This window comes from Sphingomonas adhaesiva (genome assembly GCF_036946305.1).
Lineage (GTDB): Bacteria > Pseudomonadota > Alphaproteobacteria > Sphingomonadales > Sphingomonadaceae > Sphingomonas > Sphingomonas adhaesiva_B.
This window is the reverse complement of record NZ_JAQIJJ010000003.1, coordinates 60,713-75,533: the sequence shown is the minus strand read 5'-3', so window position 1 is coordinate 75,533 and position 14,821 is coordinate 60,713. Positions and strand designations below refer to the sequence as shown.

General features: G+C 72.1%; 16 protein-coding genes, 1 tRNA gene and 2 pseudogenes. 2 read left to right on the top strand and 17 right to left on the bottom strand.

Going from position 1 to position 14,821, the window contains the following annotated elements:
* Positions 1-101 precede the first annotated feature (101 nt).
* A tRNA-Ser gene (locus tag PGN14_RS03965) sits at positions 102-191 on the bottom strand.
* 182 nt (positions 192-373) lie between these two features.
* On the opposite strand from PGN14_RS03965, the pseudogene PGN14_RS03960 reads away from it, so the two are divergent.
* Positions 374-1,118, top strand: a pseudogene (locus PGN14_RS03960) (DUF1134 domain-containing protein).
* Between the two features lie 39 nt (positions 1,119-1,157).
* On the opposite strand, the pseudogene PGN14_RS03955 reads toward PGN14_RS03960, so the two are convergent.
* Positions 1,158-2,493: pseudogene (locus PGN14_RS03955) on the bottom strand (dihydroorotase).
* 53 nt (positions 2,494-2,546) lie between these two features.
* Between PGN14_RS03955 and ygfZ the strand changes: the two are divergent.
* Entirely contained in the window at positions 2,547-3,290 is a 744-nt protein-coding gene (gene ygfZ, locus PGN14_RS03950) for a CAF17-like 4Fe-4S cluster assembly/insertion protein YgfZ (RefSeq protein ID WP_335298134.1), read from the top strand.
* A 3-nt stretch (positions 3,291-3,293) separates the two neighbouring features.
* Here the strand turns inward: ygfZ and PGN14_RS03945 are convergent, their stop codons facing one another.
* The 15 genes from PGN14_RS03945 to PGN14_RS03875 form a co-directional block, all read right to left on the bottom strand.
* The gene (locus PGN14_RS03945; protein ID WP_335298133.1) at positions 3,294-3,734 is read right to left on the bottom strand and encodes a VOC family protein; all 441 of its coding nucleotides are present in this window, start codon (positions 3,732-3,734) and stop codon (positions 3,294-3,296) included.
* A gap of 132 nt (positions 3,735-3,866) precedes the next feature.
* Positions 3,867-4,988, bottom strand: a complete 1,122-nt coding sequence (locus PGN14_RS03940) for an OmpA family protein (protein ID WP_335298132.1) — start codon at positions 4,986-4,988, stop codon at positions 3,867-3,869.
* 131 nt (positions 4,989-5,119) lie between these two features.
* Complete coding sequence (locus PGN14_RS03935) at positions 5,120-5,620, bottom strand: DUF2793 domain-containing protein (protein WP_335298131.1); 501 nt, start codon at positions 5,618-5,620, stop codon at positions 5,120-5,122.
* A 10-nt stretch (positions 5,621-5,630) separates the two neighbouring features.
* A complete protein-coding gene (locus PGN14_RS03930; protein ID WP_335298130.1) occupies positions 5,631-7,244 on the bottom strand; it encodes a GTA baseplate fiber-binding domain-containing protein in 1,614 nt (537 codons plus the stop codon).
* Between the two features lie 506 nt (positions 7,245-7,750).
* On the bottom strand, positions 7,751-8,128 hold the full coding sequence (locus PGN14_RS03925) for a peptidoglycan endopeptidase (RefSeq protein ID WP_335298129.1): 378 nt from the start codon (positions 8,126-8,128) through the stop codon (positions 7,751-7,753).
* Positions 8,125-8,943 carry a DUF2163 domain-containing protein gene (locus PGN14_RS03920; protein ID WP_335298128.1) on the bottom strand — a complete coding sequence of 273 codons (819 nt, stop codon included), beginning with the start codon at positions 8,941-8,943 and terminating at the stop codon, positions 8,125-8,127. The genes PGN14_RS03925 and PGN14_RS03920 overlap by 4 nt, the downstream gene beginning before the upstream one ends.
* Positions 8,940-11,201: a DUF2460 domain-containing protein gene (locus tag PGN14_RS03915; protein ID WP_335298127.1), complete on the bottom strand. Its 2,262-nt coding sequence runs from the start codon at positions 11,199-11,201 to the stop codon at positions 8,940-8,942. Before PGN14_RS03915 ends, PGN14_RS03920 begins: the two co-directional genes overlap by 4 nt.
* 12 nt (positions 11,202-11,213) lie before the next feature.
* Positions 11,214-11,777, bottom strand: coding sequence for a tail tape measure protein (locus PGN14_RS03910; RefSeq protein WP_335298126.1), 564 nt, complete (start codon positions 11,775-11,777; stop codon positions 11,214-11,216).
* Entirely contained in the window at positions 11,770-11,961 is a 192-nt protein-coding gene (locus tag PGN14_RS03905; RefSeq protein WP_335298125.1) for a phage tail assembly chaperone, read from the bottom strand. The genes PGN14_RS03910 and PGN14_RS03905 overlap by 8 nt, the downstream gene beginning before the upstream one ends.
* A complete protein-coding gene (locus PGN14_RS03900; RefSeq protein WP_335298124.1) occupies positions 11,958-12,260 on the bottom strand; it encodes a gene transfer agent family protein in 303 nt (100 codons plus the stop codon). Before PGN14_RS03900 ends, PGN14_RS03905 begins: the two co-directional genes overlap by 4 nt.
* The gene (locus PGN14_RS03895) at positions 12,257-12,664 is read right to left on the bottom strand and encodes a phage major tail protein, TP901-1 family (RefSeq protein ID WP_335298123.1); all 408 of its coding nucleotides are present in this window, start codon (positions 12,662-12,664) and stop codon (positions 12,257-12,259) included. Before PGN14_RS03895 ends, PGN14_RS03900 begins: the two co-directional genes overlap by 4 nt.
* Positions 12,664-13,059: a tail completion protein gp17 gene (gene gp17 / locus PGN14_RS03890; protein ID WP_335298122.1), complete on the bottom strand. Its 396-nt coding sequence runs from the start codon at positions 13,057-13,059 to the stop codon at positions 12,664-12,666. Before gp17 ends, PGN14_RS03895 begins: the two co-directional genes overlap by 1 nt.
* Positions 13,056-13,229: a hypothetical protein gene (locus PGN14_RS03885; protein WP_335298121.1), complete on the bottom strand. Its 174-nt coding sequence runs from the start codon at positions 13,227-13,229 to the stop codon at positions 13,056-13,058. The genes gp17 and PGN14_RS03885 overlap by 4 nt, the downstream gene beginning before the upstream one ends.
* Positions 13,226-13,738: a hypothetical protein gene (locus PGN14_RS03880; RefSeq protein ID WP_335298120.1), complete on the bottom strand. Its 513-nt coding sequence runs from the start codon at positions 13,736-13,738 to the stop codon at positions 13,226-13,228. Before PGN14_RS03880 ends, PGN14_RS03885 begins: the two co-directional genes overlap by 4 nt.
* Positions 13,739-13,806: 68 nt before the next feature.
* On the bottom strand, positions 13,807-14,814 hold the full coding sequence (locus PGN14_RS03875) for a phage major capsid protein (protein ID WP_335298119.1): 1,008 nt from the start codon (positions 14,812-14,814) through the stop codon (positions 13,807-13,809).
* Positions 14,815-14,821 lie beyond the last annotated feature (7 nt).

Here is a 14,821-nt window from a genome sequence, read left to right as displayed (position 1 = left end):
GATGGGTGCGCATTCGCTGCGCTGCCCACGGGTGCCGCGCGACTGCCGCAAATCCGGCAGATGCGTGGAGAAAAGGCTGGCTTTCCGCTGCTCGCAGCAGATGGCGGAGACGGAGGGATTCGAACCCTCGGTACGGTTTCCCATACGACGCTTTAGCAAAGCGTTGGTTTCAGCCACTCACCCACGTCTCCGGGTCCGGCGTGGGGTGGGGCTATAACGAGGCCGTGGCGCGGGATCAACCGAGTGTGCGCGCAAATTCCACCCGGCGCGTCGCGGACTCGCATCGTCGCCCGTTCATTGCGGCGACAGCCTGTTCGTGGCTAGACTGATACGACGCGTGGCGGGTGAGGGTGAGATGGCGGGGATCATGGGGATGACGAAGCGGTGGACCGCATTGGCGGTCATGGGTCTGGCGCTGACCGCGCCCGCCGCGGCGCAGGTCCGCACGATCGATCCCAACGCCGCGATCGACGGCGACGTCGCACCGCGCAGCTCGCGCCCCGCCCCTGCCCCCGCACCGACCCCCTCCTACCCAGACGCGCCGGCACCGGCGCCGCGCGCGCAGGTGACCACCCCCGCCGCCGGTGCCGTCCCCCGGCGCCGAAACCCGCGCCAATGCCACCACCGTCGCGGCGGACACCTATAAGCGCGACGACCTGATCGCCGCGGGCGAGGACGTGTTCGGCAAGGGCGCGGAGGGCTTCGCGCAGATCATCGAGAAGATCCTGAAGGACCAGGGCGAGCCCAACGCCTATATCGCCGGGCGCGAGGCGGCGGGCGCGTTCGTGGTGGGGCTGCGCTACGGTTCGGGCGTCATGACGCACAAGGTCGAGGGGCAGCGCCCGGTTTATTGGACCGGGCCATCGGTCGGGTTCGACGTCGGCGGCGACGCCAACAAGGTCTTCGTGCTCGTTTACAACCTCTACGATTCGCAGGAGCTGTTCAAGCGCTTCCCGGGCGCGGAGGGGCGGCTGTATTTCGTCGGCGGGTTCGCCGCGACCTATCTGCGCAGCGGCAATGTGGTGCTGATCCCGGTGCGGCTGGGCGTCGGCTGGCGGGCCGGGGTCAACGTCGGCTATATGAAGTTCAGCGAAACGTCGAAGTGGCTGCCGTTCTGACGCGGCAGCCCGCCCACTGATCGCACCGCCCGGCCGCGGTCACGCGCCGCCGGGGAACTCGGTCGCCTCGAACCGGATCGGCGCGCCCAGCGGCGCGTCGCCCAGCGTATCCTCCCACATCGCGACATGACCGCGCACGATCGTCCCGATCGCCTTGCCGGTCAGCTCCATCCCCGTGAACGGCGACCAGCCGGCGCGCGACGCCAGCCACGCCTCGTCCACCGTCCAGCGCTTCTTGAGGTCGACGATCGTGAAATCGGCGTCATAGCCCTTGGCGATCCGCCCCTTGCCCGTGATGTTGAACACGCGCTGCGCGCCCGCGCTGGTCAGCTCGATCACGCGCTGGAGCGTCAGCCGCCCGTGTGCGGCATGATCCAGCAGCAGCGGCAGCAGCGTCTGCACGCCCGGCATCCCCGACGGCGACGCGGGATAGGGCTTGGCCTTCTCCTCCAGCGTGTGCGGCGCGTGATCGGAGCCGATCACATCGGGCACGCCCTGGTTGAGCCAGTGCCACAAGCCGTCGCGATGCGCGCCGGAGCGGATCGGCGGGTTCATCTGCGCCAGCGTGCCCAGCCGCGGATAGGCCTCCTCGCCCGCCAGCGTCAGATGCTGCGGCGTCACCTCGCAGGTGGCGATATCCTTGTTCTGCCCCAGCAGTTCCAGCTCGGCGGGGGGTGGTGACGTGCAGCACGTGGATCCGCCGCCGCGCCGCACGCGCCAGCCGCAGGATGCGCCGCGTCGCCAGTAGCGCGCTCTCGTCGTCGCGCCATACGGGGTGCGAGGCGGGATCGCCGGTGATGCGCTCGCCGGTGCGCGCGTTCATCCGGTCCTCGTCCTCGGCATGGATCGCGACGCGGCGCTGGCCGTGGGCCAACACCTCGGCCAGCCGCGCATCCTCGCTTACCAGCAGGTCGCCGGTCGAGGCGCCCATGAAGATCTTGACCCCCGCAGTGCCGGGCAGCCGCTCCAGCTCGGTCAGGTCGCGCGCATTGTGATTGGTCGCGCCGACGTAGAAGGCGTGATCGCACCACATTCGCCCCTTCGCGCGCGTCAGCTTGTCCGCGATCGCCTCGGCCGAATCGGTGTTGGGCTTGGTGTTCGGCATCTCGAACACCGCCACCACGCCGCCCATCACCGCGGCCTCGCTGCCGGTCTTCAGGTCTTCCTTATGCTCCAGCCCCGGCTCGCGGAAATGGACCTGCGTGTCGATCACGCCCGGCAGCACGTCCAGCCCGGTGCAGTCGACCACGCGCCCCGCGTCGCCGCTGGCGCCGATCGCGACGATCCGTCCGTCGCGGACGCCCACGTCCGCGCGTACCGCGCCGCCCGGGGTATGCACCGTGCCGCCGCGCAGCAGGAGGTCGTAGGTCGCCATCTCTCGCCTTTCTAGCTCTTCCGTCGGATCGGCTGCCTCCCTACCTTGCCGGGATGGACGAAACCACCCCGCCAACGATGCTGGCCGACCGCGCGTTGCTGCGACTGTCGGGCGAGGATGTCCGCGGCTTCCTGCAAGGGCTGCTGACCAACGACATGGCCACTGCGCATCCGGTCTGGGCCGGGTTGCTGACGCCGCAGGGCAAGGCATTGTTCGACATGATCGTCTGGCCGGATGGCGACGACGTGCTGCTGGACGTCGAGCGCGCGCAGGCGGACGCGCTGGCGCGGCGTCTGTCGATGTACCGGCTGCGCCGCGCGATCACGATCGCGCGCGACGATGCGCTGGCGGTCCACTGGAGCCGCGATCGTCCGGCCCAGACGGGGGCGACGCGCGATCCGCGGCTGGACGCGCTCGGCTGGCGCTGGCTGGCGCCCCCTGCGGCGCCGGTGGAGGGCTGGCACGCGCATCGGCTGGCGCTGGGCGTGGCGGAGGGCGTGGCGGAGCTGGGTTCGGGCGAGAGGCTGTGGCTGGAGTGCAACGCACGCGAGCTGAACGGCGTCAGCTTCACCAAGGGCTGCTACGTCGGACAGGAGAATACCGCGCGCATGCACCACCGCGCGAAGGTCAACCGGCGGCTGGTCGTCGCACCGGTCGATGCGAGTGATCCGCGGCATCGCGCGATACACGACGATCTGGGCCGGATGGTGACGCTGCGCCGGGTCGAGGCGCTCGGCGATGCGTTGGTGCCCGACTGGTTGGCGATGGCGCTGCCGCAGGACACGGCCGTATCGTAGCCGTCACCGCGCGCCCGGCCGGTCGGCATCGTTCGCCCACAGCCCGGGCGTGGCAAGTTCGACGACATGGCCATCGGGATCGTCGACATAGAGGCTGATCCCGCCGCGCGGCCACGTCACCTCGCTGCGGATCGCCACGCCCGCGGCGTCGAGCCGCGCGCGCCATGCCGGTGCCGCATCGGCCGGGATGCCGAAGGCGAGGTGGAGCGGCCCCGCCCCGTCATGCCCGGGAATGGTTCCGCCCGCTCCCGGCATGTCGTCGCGTGACTGACCGCGCGCGAAGACGAGCAGGACACCGCCGGCACCGGCATCGAACGCGGTCAGCCGCGGAGTGACCAACATCTCCGCCAGCTCCAGCACGTCGCGATAGAAGGCGCAGGCGCGCGCCATGTCGTCGACGTAGATCGCGCTTTCCAGCAGGCCGGTGATACGCGGCGCGGTCATGTGGCATCTCCCTGTCGGAATAGAACGCCCCGCCGCGCGGATCGCGCCGCGAGTCCGCGATGACGGCCACAAAGAAAAAGGGAGGCCGGCGGATGCCGACCTCCCTCATTTCCTTCGCCGAAGCGACCGACCTTACTGGCCCGAACCCGGACCGTAGGTGATCTCCACGCGACGGTTCTGCACTTCGCGCACACCGTCGGCGGTTTCGACGCGCAGGCGGGTCTCGCCGAACGCTTCGGTCGTCATCACGCCGTCGGGGATACCCTTCGACGCCATGTACGCCTTCACCGAGTCCGCGCGGCGCTGCGACAGACCCACGTTGTACTTCGACGAACCCGACGTGTCGGTGTAGCCGGCCAGCATGACCTGCGCGTTCTGGCAGTTCTGATACTGGGTGACGGCGTTGTCGAGGATCGACGCGGCCTCCGGGGTGACGTCCGACTTATCCCATTCGAAGAACACGATGAACGGACCCGGCGAGCAGACCACCTCCGGCGGCGGCGGCGGCGGGGGCGGGGGGGGCGGCGGCGGGGGCGGCGGCGGAGGCGGCGGAGCGGCCTCTTCCGGAGCGCCGAAGTTGAAGGTCACGCCACCCAGCAGCGAGTGCGAGCGGAAGCGGCCGTCATACGCGCTGCCAACGCGGTCGAACAGCTTGACGCTGTCGGCGTTGAAGAAACGGTACTTCAGCGAGACGTCGACGTTCTCGCTCAGCGGCGCGCGGATACCCGCCAGCGCCTGCCAGGCGAAGACCGTGTCCGAATCGTCGACCAGACGATAGGCGCGGCTGGCATCGACGGTCGCCTTCACGCGGGCGACACCCGCACCGCCGCCGACGAAGCCCTGAAGGCCGTCGTCCGGACCGAAGTCCAGCAGGCCGTTGACCATGAAGCTCAGCGCCGAGGTACGACCGCCGAAGCCGTTGTACGTGCCGGCCGCCAGGCCGGTCCCGCCGTTCGGCGTCACGCCGGTGTTGCGGTACGCGTCGACCGTCGCCGAACGATAGCCGACCTCGGTCTCCAGACGGAACGCACCGAAGTCGTAGCCGATGACGCCGTCGACGTCATAGCCGTAGTCGTGGTCGACAGTGGCCGTGCCCGAACGGCCCGAGCCGGTGGCGCCGACGATCGAATAGTCGATATCCTCGACGATCATCGCACCGCCTTCCACGCCGACATACCACGCCTTGTCGCGGGCAAGCGCGGGCGTGGCGAGGGCGGTGGAGGCAAGCGCCGCCAAAATGGCAAGCTTACGCATCATAATCCCCTTTCCATGGTGTCACTACGGACAGCCAAACCCAGTATCGGAACGATGGTTTCACGACAAGCTGACAAAAGCCGGCCACTGTGGCGCTTTGGACACACCTCCGATTGCGACCGACACCGTGCCTAGGGCTCGATCAGCCCGTGCTGGCGCAATGTATCCAGCACCTTAGCCAGCGCCGCACGCGCTTCCCCGTCGACCGTGGTACCGCCGAGCGGATCCGGGATCGCGGGCCGCCGTGCGCCGACCACCTGACGGTCGCCGATCGTCACCCGCTCGGCACGCACCACGCCGCGCTCCCATCCGGCTGCCGTCAGGCGCCATTCCTGCCGCGCGATCGCATCCCACGCACACCAGCCCGGCTGCGGCACGACGAAGCGCCAGCCGGTGCCGGTCCATCCCGCCACGCGCCCCGCCTGCCCGACCCAGGCGCCCTGCGGCGCGGTGCCCACGATCCAGCACGCGCCGATGGCCGGAGCCGCCGGCGGCTGGTCGGTCGGCCCGGCCTGCACGATCGCCTGTACCGCGATGTCCAGCATCGCCAGCGCCTCGTTGTGCGCGATCTCCTTCTGGGCCTGCCCCGCTTCCAGCAGGGGCAGCGCCAGCCGCGCGGTCGCATCGTCCATCCGTCATCTCCTAGATCGTGAGCATCGCCGCCGCGGACGCCGCGACATTCCCCTGTTGCCGAACCGACACGACGACCGGCGCGCTGCCGACCGCCACGATCAGGTCCGGCGTACCGGTGGCGATCGTGCGCACGGCGCCACCATCCTCGATCGTGACCAGATAGCGCTCGCTTTCCTCGCCCAGCGGCACCTCTGCTCCGTCGCGCCAGTACCAGCCGAGCCGACTGCGCCGCGTCCACGACAGCGCCACGGTGCCATCGGCACGCCGCGCGCCGCGCAACCGCACCGGCGATGGCGGCGCGACGGAAACGCCGGTCAGCGTCGCCGCGGCGGCGACCGGTCCCGCAACGTCGCCGACGCCGCTCGCCAGCAGCCGCACCGTCGCGCCTGGCTCCGCCCCCGCCAGCGGCACCACCAGCATCGCCTCGCGCTCGATCAGGACGAAGCGCGTGTCCGTCGCATGCGCGGCAGCGACGGTGCCGCGTCGTGCGCGCCACAGCCGCGACAGCCGCCATCGCCGTGGCGTGACCTGTACCGCATCGCCGAACTGGATCAGCTCCTCGCCGACCAGCGCCAGGTTGCCGCCGCGATCGCGCGCGCGGTCGGTGATCGCCTCCAGCTGCATCGCGTCATGCGCCAGCGTCACCTCGATCGTGCCGGTGCGATCCTCCAGCGTACCCGGCGCACGCGGCAGCGCGGCGGTCAGCGTTCCCATCACCGCGGGTGCCGCGGTCGTGCCCGCCACGTCCCAGCTGGCACCGTCGTCGCGGCTCAGCAGCACCGTCGCCTGTCGCCACCCGGCCGCCTCGCCCGCGGCGAAGACGGTCAGCGACGGCTCGCCCGCAAGGCGATCGTCGAGCGCGGGCAGCTCCGCCGCGATCAGCCGCGTCGCGCCGACGACGATGTCGGCCGCCACCGTCCCGCGCCCCGCATCCGCTGCCCCCATTAAGACGGGCGCCACCGCACCGGGCACCAGGTCGAGCGTGACGCGATGCCCCTCGACGCTCGCCCGCGTCACGCGCCACAGCCCGGTCCCCTCCCCCCGCACCGCGGCACCCGGGGCGATCCCGATCGCGGTCGCGTCCAGCGTCACCTGCCGCGTGATCCGCCCGCGCTCGGCCCGTCGCAGCGCCGCATCGGCGGCCCCGCGCGCATCCACCGCGTTCAACACCATCGGCAGTTCGACCGCCTCGTCGCGCCATCCGCCGCCGCCGCGGCGCGCCTGCTGCACCCCCAGCTGATAATCGCGCGCGGGATCGTAATAGGACAGCGCCAGCGTCCGCGGCACGGTCTCGATCGGGCGCCGCGATTCGACCACCGTCGCATCCTCGTCCAGCGTCAGCGCCGCATCCGCGTCCAGCCGGTCCGCCAGTCGCATCGCACGCCCGTCGGGCACCAGCCACGCCCCGCCCAGCGCGCTCAGCGTGCCCAGCGCCGCCGCCGCGGTATCGCCCGCCGCGACATAGCCGGCAACCGCCTGCTCCGGCCCCGCGCCCGTCACGACATCGGGCGCCAGCGCGCGCGCGATCGCGCCGACGTCCGGCGCCACGGCATCCGCGATCACCTCGAAGGTCAGCGACGGGATGCGGTTGCCGAAGTCCGCCAGTTGCAGGTTCTCGAACACCGCATAGGCGATGCCGCGATGCGCGGGGCGCGGCCGTCTCCAGGCTCGCGATCAGCGGATCGGGCATCTGATCCTCGCCGCCGCGATGCAGCCGGAACCCGGTCGCGCTCTTCCAGTCGCCCGCCGCACCGCGCAGCAGCTTGCCGTCGGCCCAGATCCGCCCGACATCCGCGATCCGCCGCGCCGACAGCGCCACCGCGAACGACGCGGCATAGCTGTAGGTGGTCGTGGCCGGCTGCCCCTTGCCCCCGCCCGCCCGCCCGCGCGTTTCGATCAGGTCGGTCGACCAGATGACGCATCCCGCCACCCGCATCGTGCCGAACACCTTGGCGATCGGCATGCCATAAGAGGAGGTCTGGACGCGCAGGTCGCTCAACCGCGGCCCCTGCCGCCCGGGCGGTGCGAAGATCGTGCGATCCACCGCTTGCCCCAGCACCGCCCCCAGCGCGGCACCGATCGGTCCGCCGATCGCCCCGCCCACCGTCGTCAGCACCAGCGTCGCCATCTCACCCCTCCTTCCGCCACGCCGCCACCACCGACCATGGCACCTCGCCGGGTCGCTCCACCACGCGGCGCGCGCCGGCATCGGCGTGGACGAACCCGGTCGCCGTCCGCACGATCAGGTGCAGCTGCGCCGGCGACACGCGACACAGCAGCACGTCGCCCGGCCGCGCGCCGTCGCACGCCGCCATTCCCGGCGGCACGCCGCCGTCGGGCACCCGCCCGCACCACAGCCGATAGTCGCGCGGCAGGTCGACGCCCCCCAGCGCCACCGCCACCACCCCGACGCAATCCAGTCCCAGCGCGGGATCGCGCCCCTGCGGCCGGAAGCGCACGCCCACCGTGGCGCGCGCCGCCGCCGCCACCGCCTCTCCCGCGGTCATGCGCCGGGATAGCGCGTCAGCAGGTCCATCCCCGGCAGGTATGGCTCGCCGCGAAAGTTCGCCGCATTGCCGAAGCGGTCCGCGCAGGTGGCGATCCGCTTGTCGCACCCCTCCACCACCTCCACCAGCACGCCCGCCGCGATCGCGAAGGGCGGCGTGTGGCGCAGCGTCACCGCCGTCCCCGCGGACGCCACGATCGCGCTCTCCAGCCCACTGTTCTCACCCCCGAACCAGCGCAGCCGCCCGTCACCATAGGCGTTGGCACCCGGCTCGCCGCGGTCCAGCGTCACCACCTCGCCCGCGCTCGCCACGACGCTTGCGAACCGCCGCCGCCCGGCCATCGCCACGCGACAGCGCGCATCGCCCAGCTGCGCGCGACACGATGGCGAGGTCGCCTCCGTGACCGGACGTTCCAGCGCCGCCGCCGCGCCGCGCAGTTCGGCGGTGAAGCTGCCGTCGTGCATTTCGACCTCGCCGATCCGTCCCTCGCCCAGCGCGATCGGCGGCAGGGCGGGATCGTCGCGCCGCACCGCCAGCATCACCACGCGCGCCGCATCCCAGCGCCCCGCCCCCAGGTCGCGCGCGGTGATCGCCGCCGCGTCCAGCGCGCCCTTCGCCTCCATCGTATCGGGCTGCACACCCTCCGCGCGCACGATCGCCGATGGCGTCATCCCCGGCGCGGCACGATAGGTCGTCTCGCCCACCACCAGATCCTGGTCGTGATCGGTCAGCGCCACCGTCACCCCGTCGCGCCGCTCGATCCGCCAGCACAAGGACAGCGCCGTCACCCGGTCCGCGTCGATGCCCGCGCTCATGCCTCGCGCACCTCGATCAGCGGCACCGTCGGCGCCGCGCCCGCCAGATGCGTCGCGCGCGCCACGCTCAACTGATCCTCCGCGAACCGCACCGGCACATCGAAATCGAACGACGCGCGCACCACCGCGCCCGCCGCGGGTGCGGCGTCCAGCACCACCTCGCCCAGCCCCGCCATCGCGAAGCCCTGCGTCGCGACCCCGTTCACCGTCACCCTGACGCTGCCTGCCACCGGCCGCGTGATCCTACGCACTTCGGTGCCATATGATGTCACCAGCGCGAAGGTGCGCCGCACCCCGTCCCCGGTGCCGATGATTGTATCGCTCGCCTGCCAGTCGAACGGATCGCGCAGCCGGAACGCGCGCGCCGGCCCCTGTCGCGCGCGAAAGAACGCCAGCAGCGTCGCCACGTCCGCCTCGCTGCGCACCCCCGGCCCCACGTCGTACCGGGTGCGCGCCTGCGCCCAGGCGACGTTGCGCGTCTCGCGCCCGCCCGCACTGGTGGTGATATGGGTCGAGAAGCCCGGCGTCACCTCCGCCTCGCGCCCCAGCGCCAGCGGGAATGCCACGTCGTCGAACGCCTCCACGCGCTCCTCCTCCTGCCAGTAGATCAATCCGTCGCGCATCACCTGCGGCAGTGCCCACAGGTACACGCCCGCCACCCCGCGACGCTGCGCGGTCCCCGCCGCCGCGATGATCGCGCTCCATTGCGCGCGATCCGCCGCGTTCAGCACGAACCCCGACAGATACTCCTGTCGCGCCGCCGGATACGCCAGCCGCGCCACCGCCGCCGCCGCGCCCGCCGCGCTCGACGCGGTGTCGCCCGCCGTCACCCAGTCGTAATCCTCCAGTTGCAGGACATCGAACGCCGGCGCCGCCCAGCCCGCCGGCATGTTCATCCGCTTCACCTCGGGCGCGGCGGCGTCCAGCACCGTGGGCAGATAGGTCAGCAGATAGGTGACGCAGTCCGCGCGGCTCGCCTTCACCGCTGCCATCAGCGCCGCGGTGGACGTGGCCAGCGCCGCCCCCGCACGATCCAGCGTCGCGCGCTGCGCCGCATCCAGCGGCCCGCGCACCGTCGCGATCGGCACCGGCGACAATGCCGCCACCGCGCTCGCGTCATACAGGCACGGCCGCGCGTTATCGGGTGTCACCCACCACCACGGTTCCCCCACCTGGAACCGCGGCGCCAGCCCCGCCGCGTTGCCGATCGCGACGAACGCGCGCGCCACCGACTGTAGATACGCCATCGCGTCGCCCTGCGTCGGCGACAGCAGCGTCGACGGCGGCGACCAGCCGGTCAGCGCCGGCGATCCATCCGCCGCGCGCTGCTTCCACGGCGGCGGGCAATGCGCGTCGAACAATTCGTAAGACAGCGACCAGATCAGCTCATAGCCCAGCGCCTGCGCCCGGCGCGCGAAATCCGCGTGCCACGCCGCGCACGCGACGTTCAGCACCCCGCCCGCCGCGGTCGCCAGCAACGCCGCGTCGAGCCGGAAATAATGGCTCATCCCCACATAATGGACGATCCCGCCGCGATACCCCAAGTGCAGCGCATTGCGCAGCAGCCGCGCGGGCGTCAGGTGATAGCTGTCGTCATATCCGCTCGCGATGCGCAGGTCGTGGCCGGGCACCACCACGTCGCCGATCGGCAACACCGATCCCGCCCCGGCGCACGCGATCTCGCTCAGCTCGACCCACGCCTCCACCGGCACGGGCAGCGCTCCACCCGCCGCGTCGTAACCCGGCGCGACCAGCGAGACGAACATGCGGTCGATATCCCCCGCCCACACCGGGTCCGCCTCGCCCGGCAGCAGGAAGCCGCCCTGTATCGTCGCGAAGTCGATCGTCACCCGCGCATCGGTCGGGGTGCCGACGGCATAGTTCCACAGCCGAACGTACCACGCCCGCGCCTGCCCCTGCGCATCGCGCCCCTCGATCGTCAGCACGGGGCCGTTGACCGCATCCAGCGCGAGCACCCCTGCCGACCGCCAGCGGAACGACAGCACGCAATCGCGATAGTCGCGATCGGTTTCGTAGCGCAGCAGCGGATGGTCGTGCCGATCCGCACTCTCCCAGATCAGCCCCGCCAGATCGTCGCGGCGATAGAAGACCGCATCCACCCGCAGCGCATCCGCCGCGGTCGTCGTCACCGCCGCCATCATCGGCCGCGGGAAATTGACCGTCCAGAAGACGGGATCGAACCGCGTGACCATATCGCTCGCCTGCTCGACCCGCTCGGTCGCCAGCCAATGCCCCATCTGCACCCTCCGCTATTGGGCCTCCGCCAGCGCCGCCCGCACCGCGCGCGCCACCTGCCGGCTCGACCGTGCCAGCGCTGCCGGCGCCTCGCCGCCGGCCGCCTGCACCGTGATCGCCACGCGCACGTCGCGCGCACCGCCGCCGCCGGGCACCGCCACCTGTCCGCTGCTGGTCGGCACGAACACCTCCGGCCCGCGCTCCCCGACCCAATAGGGTCGCCCCGGGCTTACCGGCCCGCCGGTGGCGCGCCCGGGCAACCCCAGCAGCCCGATCAGCGGCCCCAGCAGCCCCGCGGCGCCACCTGCCCCCGTGCCGGTGACGCTGCCGATCCCGGCGCGGATCGCTCCCGCCGCAATCTCCGCCATCGCCGCCAGCGCGACCGCCTTCAGGTCGTCGAACCCCAGCTTGCCGGTTCGGATCGCCCGCCCCAGCGCCCCCTCGATCGCGCGCCCGGCGCGGTCCGCGGCCTTGGGCAACTGCACGTCCACACTGCCGCACATGTCCCGCACGTCACGCGCGAAGGCGGCGGTGTCGGCGCGCACGCCGATCACCAGCCGCTCGATCTCCTCATCCATCCGGGAAAGCCTCCTGCATCCGCGCGATCAGCCCCGCATCGGGGGGCGTCGCCTCTTCCGGCGTCAGCGCGGCGACCAGCGCCGCCAGTTCATCCGGCGTCGCGCGCCAGAATTCCGCCGGCCGCCAACCGAACACGACCCCGGCCAGCCCCGCCAGCCGCGCCGCTCGTTCGGCGAACGTCACCGCCCCGCCAGGATCTGGCGCAGCAACGTGTTCAGCACCGGCGCGCACGCCGCCACCCCCTGCGCCACCACCGCGTCGCCGATCGCGTCGCGCGTCATCGCCGGGGGCGCCTCATGCCGGCAATGCCAGAACAGTCCCACCGTCTCGCCCAGCGTCAGCCGCCCTTCCGCGGCCCGCTCGACCAACGCGAACAGCGGCCCCAGCTCCTGCTCCGCCGCCACCAGCGCGGCGAAGGTCGGGCGCAGCACCACCGCCTCTCCCGCCACGCGAATGGCGGTTTCTCCCCTCGCGGGGTTCATGCGCTCACCACCGCGCCGCTGCTCTCCAGCGCGATCGTGTAGCTGCGCTCGCCGTTGTAATCCCCGGCATAGTCCAGCCGCGTCACCAGGAAGCGCGCAGTCATCGTCTCGCCGCCCTCGAACGTCAGGCGATAATCGTCCAGCGTGCCCGCCAGCGCGCTCGCCTTCACCCGCGCCTCCGCCGCCGATCCGGTGAACACGCCCGCCGCCGACACGCTGACCGAGCGCACGCCCGCGCCCGACAGCAATTCGCGCCACCCGCCCGAATCCTTGCTGGTGATCGCCACCGCCTCGCCGTTGATGCTCAGCTGCGTCGTGCGCAGCCCCGCCACCGTCCGGTACGTCACCGGGCTGGCACCGTCGCCCACCTTCAGCAGGAACGCGCTTCCCTTCTCCGCCGCCATCACACCTCCTCCAGCATCCGAACCCTGACATCGACCAGCGCCGCCCAGCGCTGCCCGCCCTCGTGCAGCAGCGCGTTGCGCACCGGCACGACGGTGACGACCCGCCACCCGCCCAGCGCGGACGGCAGCCCCAGCAGCGACGCTTCCACCGCCGCGCCGATCGCCGCCGCCCGCGCACCGCTCTCGCCCTCGTCGCGCACCGCCACGCTCACGCGCACCTCGCGCCCGCCGCGATCCTTGGTGCCCCAATCGGTCGCGGCGACATCGCGCAGCACCACGAACGGCACCGCCGCCGCGCGCGCCGCGGCGCCCTCCACCACGCGCTGCGCCGCCACCGCCGGATCGCCGCGCAACCGCGCGAGGATCGCCGCACGCAGCTCTGCGATGCCCGTCACTGTCGCCACCACGACAATTGCGGATCCTCGACCCACCGCCGCCTCAGCCCGCGCGCCTCGACGCCGACGCCGTCGTCGCGCTCCTCGACCCGCGCATCCGGCAGCAGTTCGCGCAGCCGCGCCGCCACCCGCGCGCGCAGCCGCGCGACCGCTCGTTCCGCCGCCGTCATGCGTGCGCCGCCGGCGCCAGTTCCATCACCCGGAACGGTCGCCACAGCGCGGTGACCGCCGCCGGCACCGGCGCGCGTCCCTCGCGATCGGTGAACAGATGCGCCGCCAGTACCACCACGCCCTGCCGCAACGCCGCTGGCAGCGTGCCCCAATCCGCCGCCATACCCGCGGTAAACGTTACCCGCGCATCCGCCGCCGCCCGCACCCAGCCGCTGCCGCCCGCATCGATATCGACCGACACACCCGCCGCGACGATCGCGCGCACCGGCCGCGCCGGCAGCAGCTGCCACCCCTCCGCGCCGCGCACGTCGACCACCACGTCGCGCACGATCAGCACCTGCCCCGTGAACCCCTCCGCCAGCCCCAGCGCGGCTTCCGCGAACGCCACGATCAGCGCGTCGTCGTCCGGCAGCCCGGCGCGCAGCTGCGCCTTCACCGCTATCAGCGCCGCCGCCCGGTCGGCCGCAGAGAGCGTCACCGTACCCGGCGCCCCCGTCACGATCGCCATATCCATCCTTTCGAAACGTCATCCCCGCTCCGAGGGCGGCCGCATCGCCGCCCCCACCGCAACTCGTGTCAGCTGGCGGCGAACTTCATCAGCTTGATCGCCTCGCTGTTGGACACGCACCCGCCCACGCGCTTGGTGGCGTAGAAGGTGACGAACGGCTTGTTGGTGTACGGATCGCGCAGGATGCCGGTCTCGGTCCGCTCCGCGATCAGATATCCGGCGCGGAAATTGCCGAACGCGATCGACAGGCTGTTGGCGGCGATGTCGGGCATGTCCTCCGCCTCGACCACCGGATAGCCCAGCAGCGTCGCCGCCTGCCCGCTGACCAGGCTCGGCTGCCACAGGAACTGACCGTCGCTGGTCTTGAACTTGCGGATGCGCGCCGCGGTGCTGGCGTTCATCACGAACGCCGCGCCCTGCCGGTACGGCGCGCGCAGCGCCTGCACCAGGTCGATCAGCCGGTCCGCGCCGTTCGACGCAAAATCACCCGCCGCGCCCGTCGCCAGATATTGCAGCGTGCCGAACGCGCGCACCGCGTCACCCGTGGCTGCGGTCGGCGCCTGCAGGAACCCCCTGGGCCGGTTGGTCCCGCTGCCGTTGACGAACGCCGCGCCCTCCGCCTTGGCGAATTCCGCCGCGATCTCGCCGGCCAGCCACGCCTCGACGTCGAACTGCGCATCGTCCAGCATCGCCTGGCTGGCGCTGGGATTGGCGTACAGCTCGCCCATCGGCGGCGCGATCTCGACGAAGGTGGAGGTGCCCGTCACCGGCCGCGCCTCCGTCTCGCCGGCCCAGCCCGACGGCGTGCCGCCCGTCGTCACCAGCTTGCGATACCCCGCCGATCCCACCTGCACCACATTGGCGATGCTGCGGATCGGGCTGGCGCTCTTCAGCACCGCATCGATCTGCTGGTCGATCTCGCGCGGGATCGCATAGCCGCCCTGGTCGCCGCTCACCCCCGTGAACGCCTTCATCTCGATCGCCGCCCCCGTCCGCACGAAGCCGTCGAACGCCGCATCCGTCGCCACCGCCCGCGCGCCGTCCAGCACCGGGCGCGCCACCACCGTATCGCTCATCACTGTC

Coding starts and splice junctions, on each gene's coding strand:
- PGN14_RS03885 (WP_335298121.1), bottom strand. CDS start 13,229: ATGACGGCGGCGGAACGAGCGGTCGCGCGGCTGCGCGCGCGGGTGGCG.
- PGN14_RS03925 (WP_335298129.1), bottom strand. CDS start 8,128: ATGACCGCGGGAGAGGCGGTGGCGGCGGCGGCGCGCGCCACGGTGGGC.
- PGN14_RS03900 (WP_335298124.1), bottom strand. CDS start 12,260: ATGAACCCCGCGAGGGGAGAAACCGCCATTCGCGTGGCGGGAGAGGCG.
- PGN14_RS03915 (WP_335298127.1), bottom strand. CDS start 11,201: ATGGGGCATTGGCTGGCGACCGAGCGGGTCGAGCAGGCGAGCGATATG.
- PGN14_RS03875 (WP_335298119.1), bottom strand. CDS start 14,814: ATGAGCGATACGGTGGTGGCGCGCCCGGTGCTGGACGGCGCGCGGGCG.
- PGN14_RS03940 (WP_335298132.1), bottom strand. CDS start 4,988: ATGCGTAAGCTTGCCATTTTGGCGGCGCTTGCCTCCACCGCCCTCGCC.
- PGN14_RS03920 (WP_335298128.1), bottom strand. CDS start 8,943: ATGAGCGCGGGCATCGACGCGGACCGGGTGACGGCGCTGTCCTTGTGC.
- PGN14_RS03895 (WP_335298123.1), bottom strand. CDS start 12,664: ATGGCGGCGGAGAAGGGAAGCGCGTTCCTGCTGAAGGTGGGCGACGGT.
- ygfZ (WP_335298134.1), top strand. CDS start 2,547: ATGGACGAAACCACCCCGCCAACGATGCTGGCCGACCGCGCGTTGCTG.
- PGN14_RS03880 (WP_335298120.1), bottom strand. CDS start 13,738: ATGGCGATCGTGACGGGGGCGCCGGGTACGGTGACGCTCTCTGCGGCC.
- PGN14_RS03910 (WP_335298126.1), bottom strand. CDS start 11,777: ATGGATGAGGAGATCGAGCGGCTGGTGATCGGCGTGCGCGCCGACACC.
- PGN14_RS03945 (WP_335298133.1), bottom strand. CDS start 3,734: ATGACCGCGCCGCGTATCACCGGCCTGCTGGAAAGCGCGATCTACGTC.
- PGN14_RS03935 (WP_335298131.1), bottom strand. CDS start 5,620: ATGGACGATGCGACCGCGCGGCTGGCGCTGCCCCTGCTGGAAGCGGGG.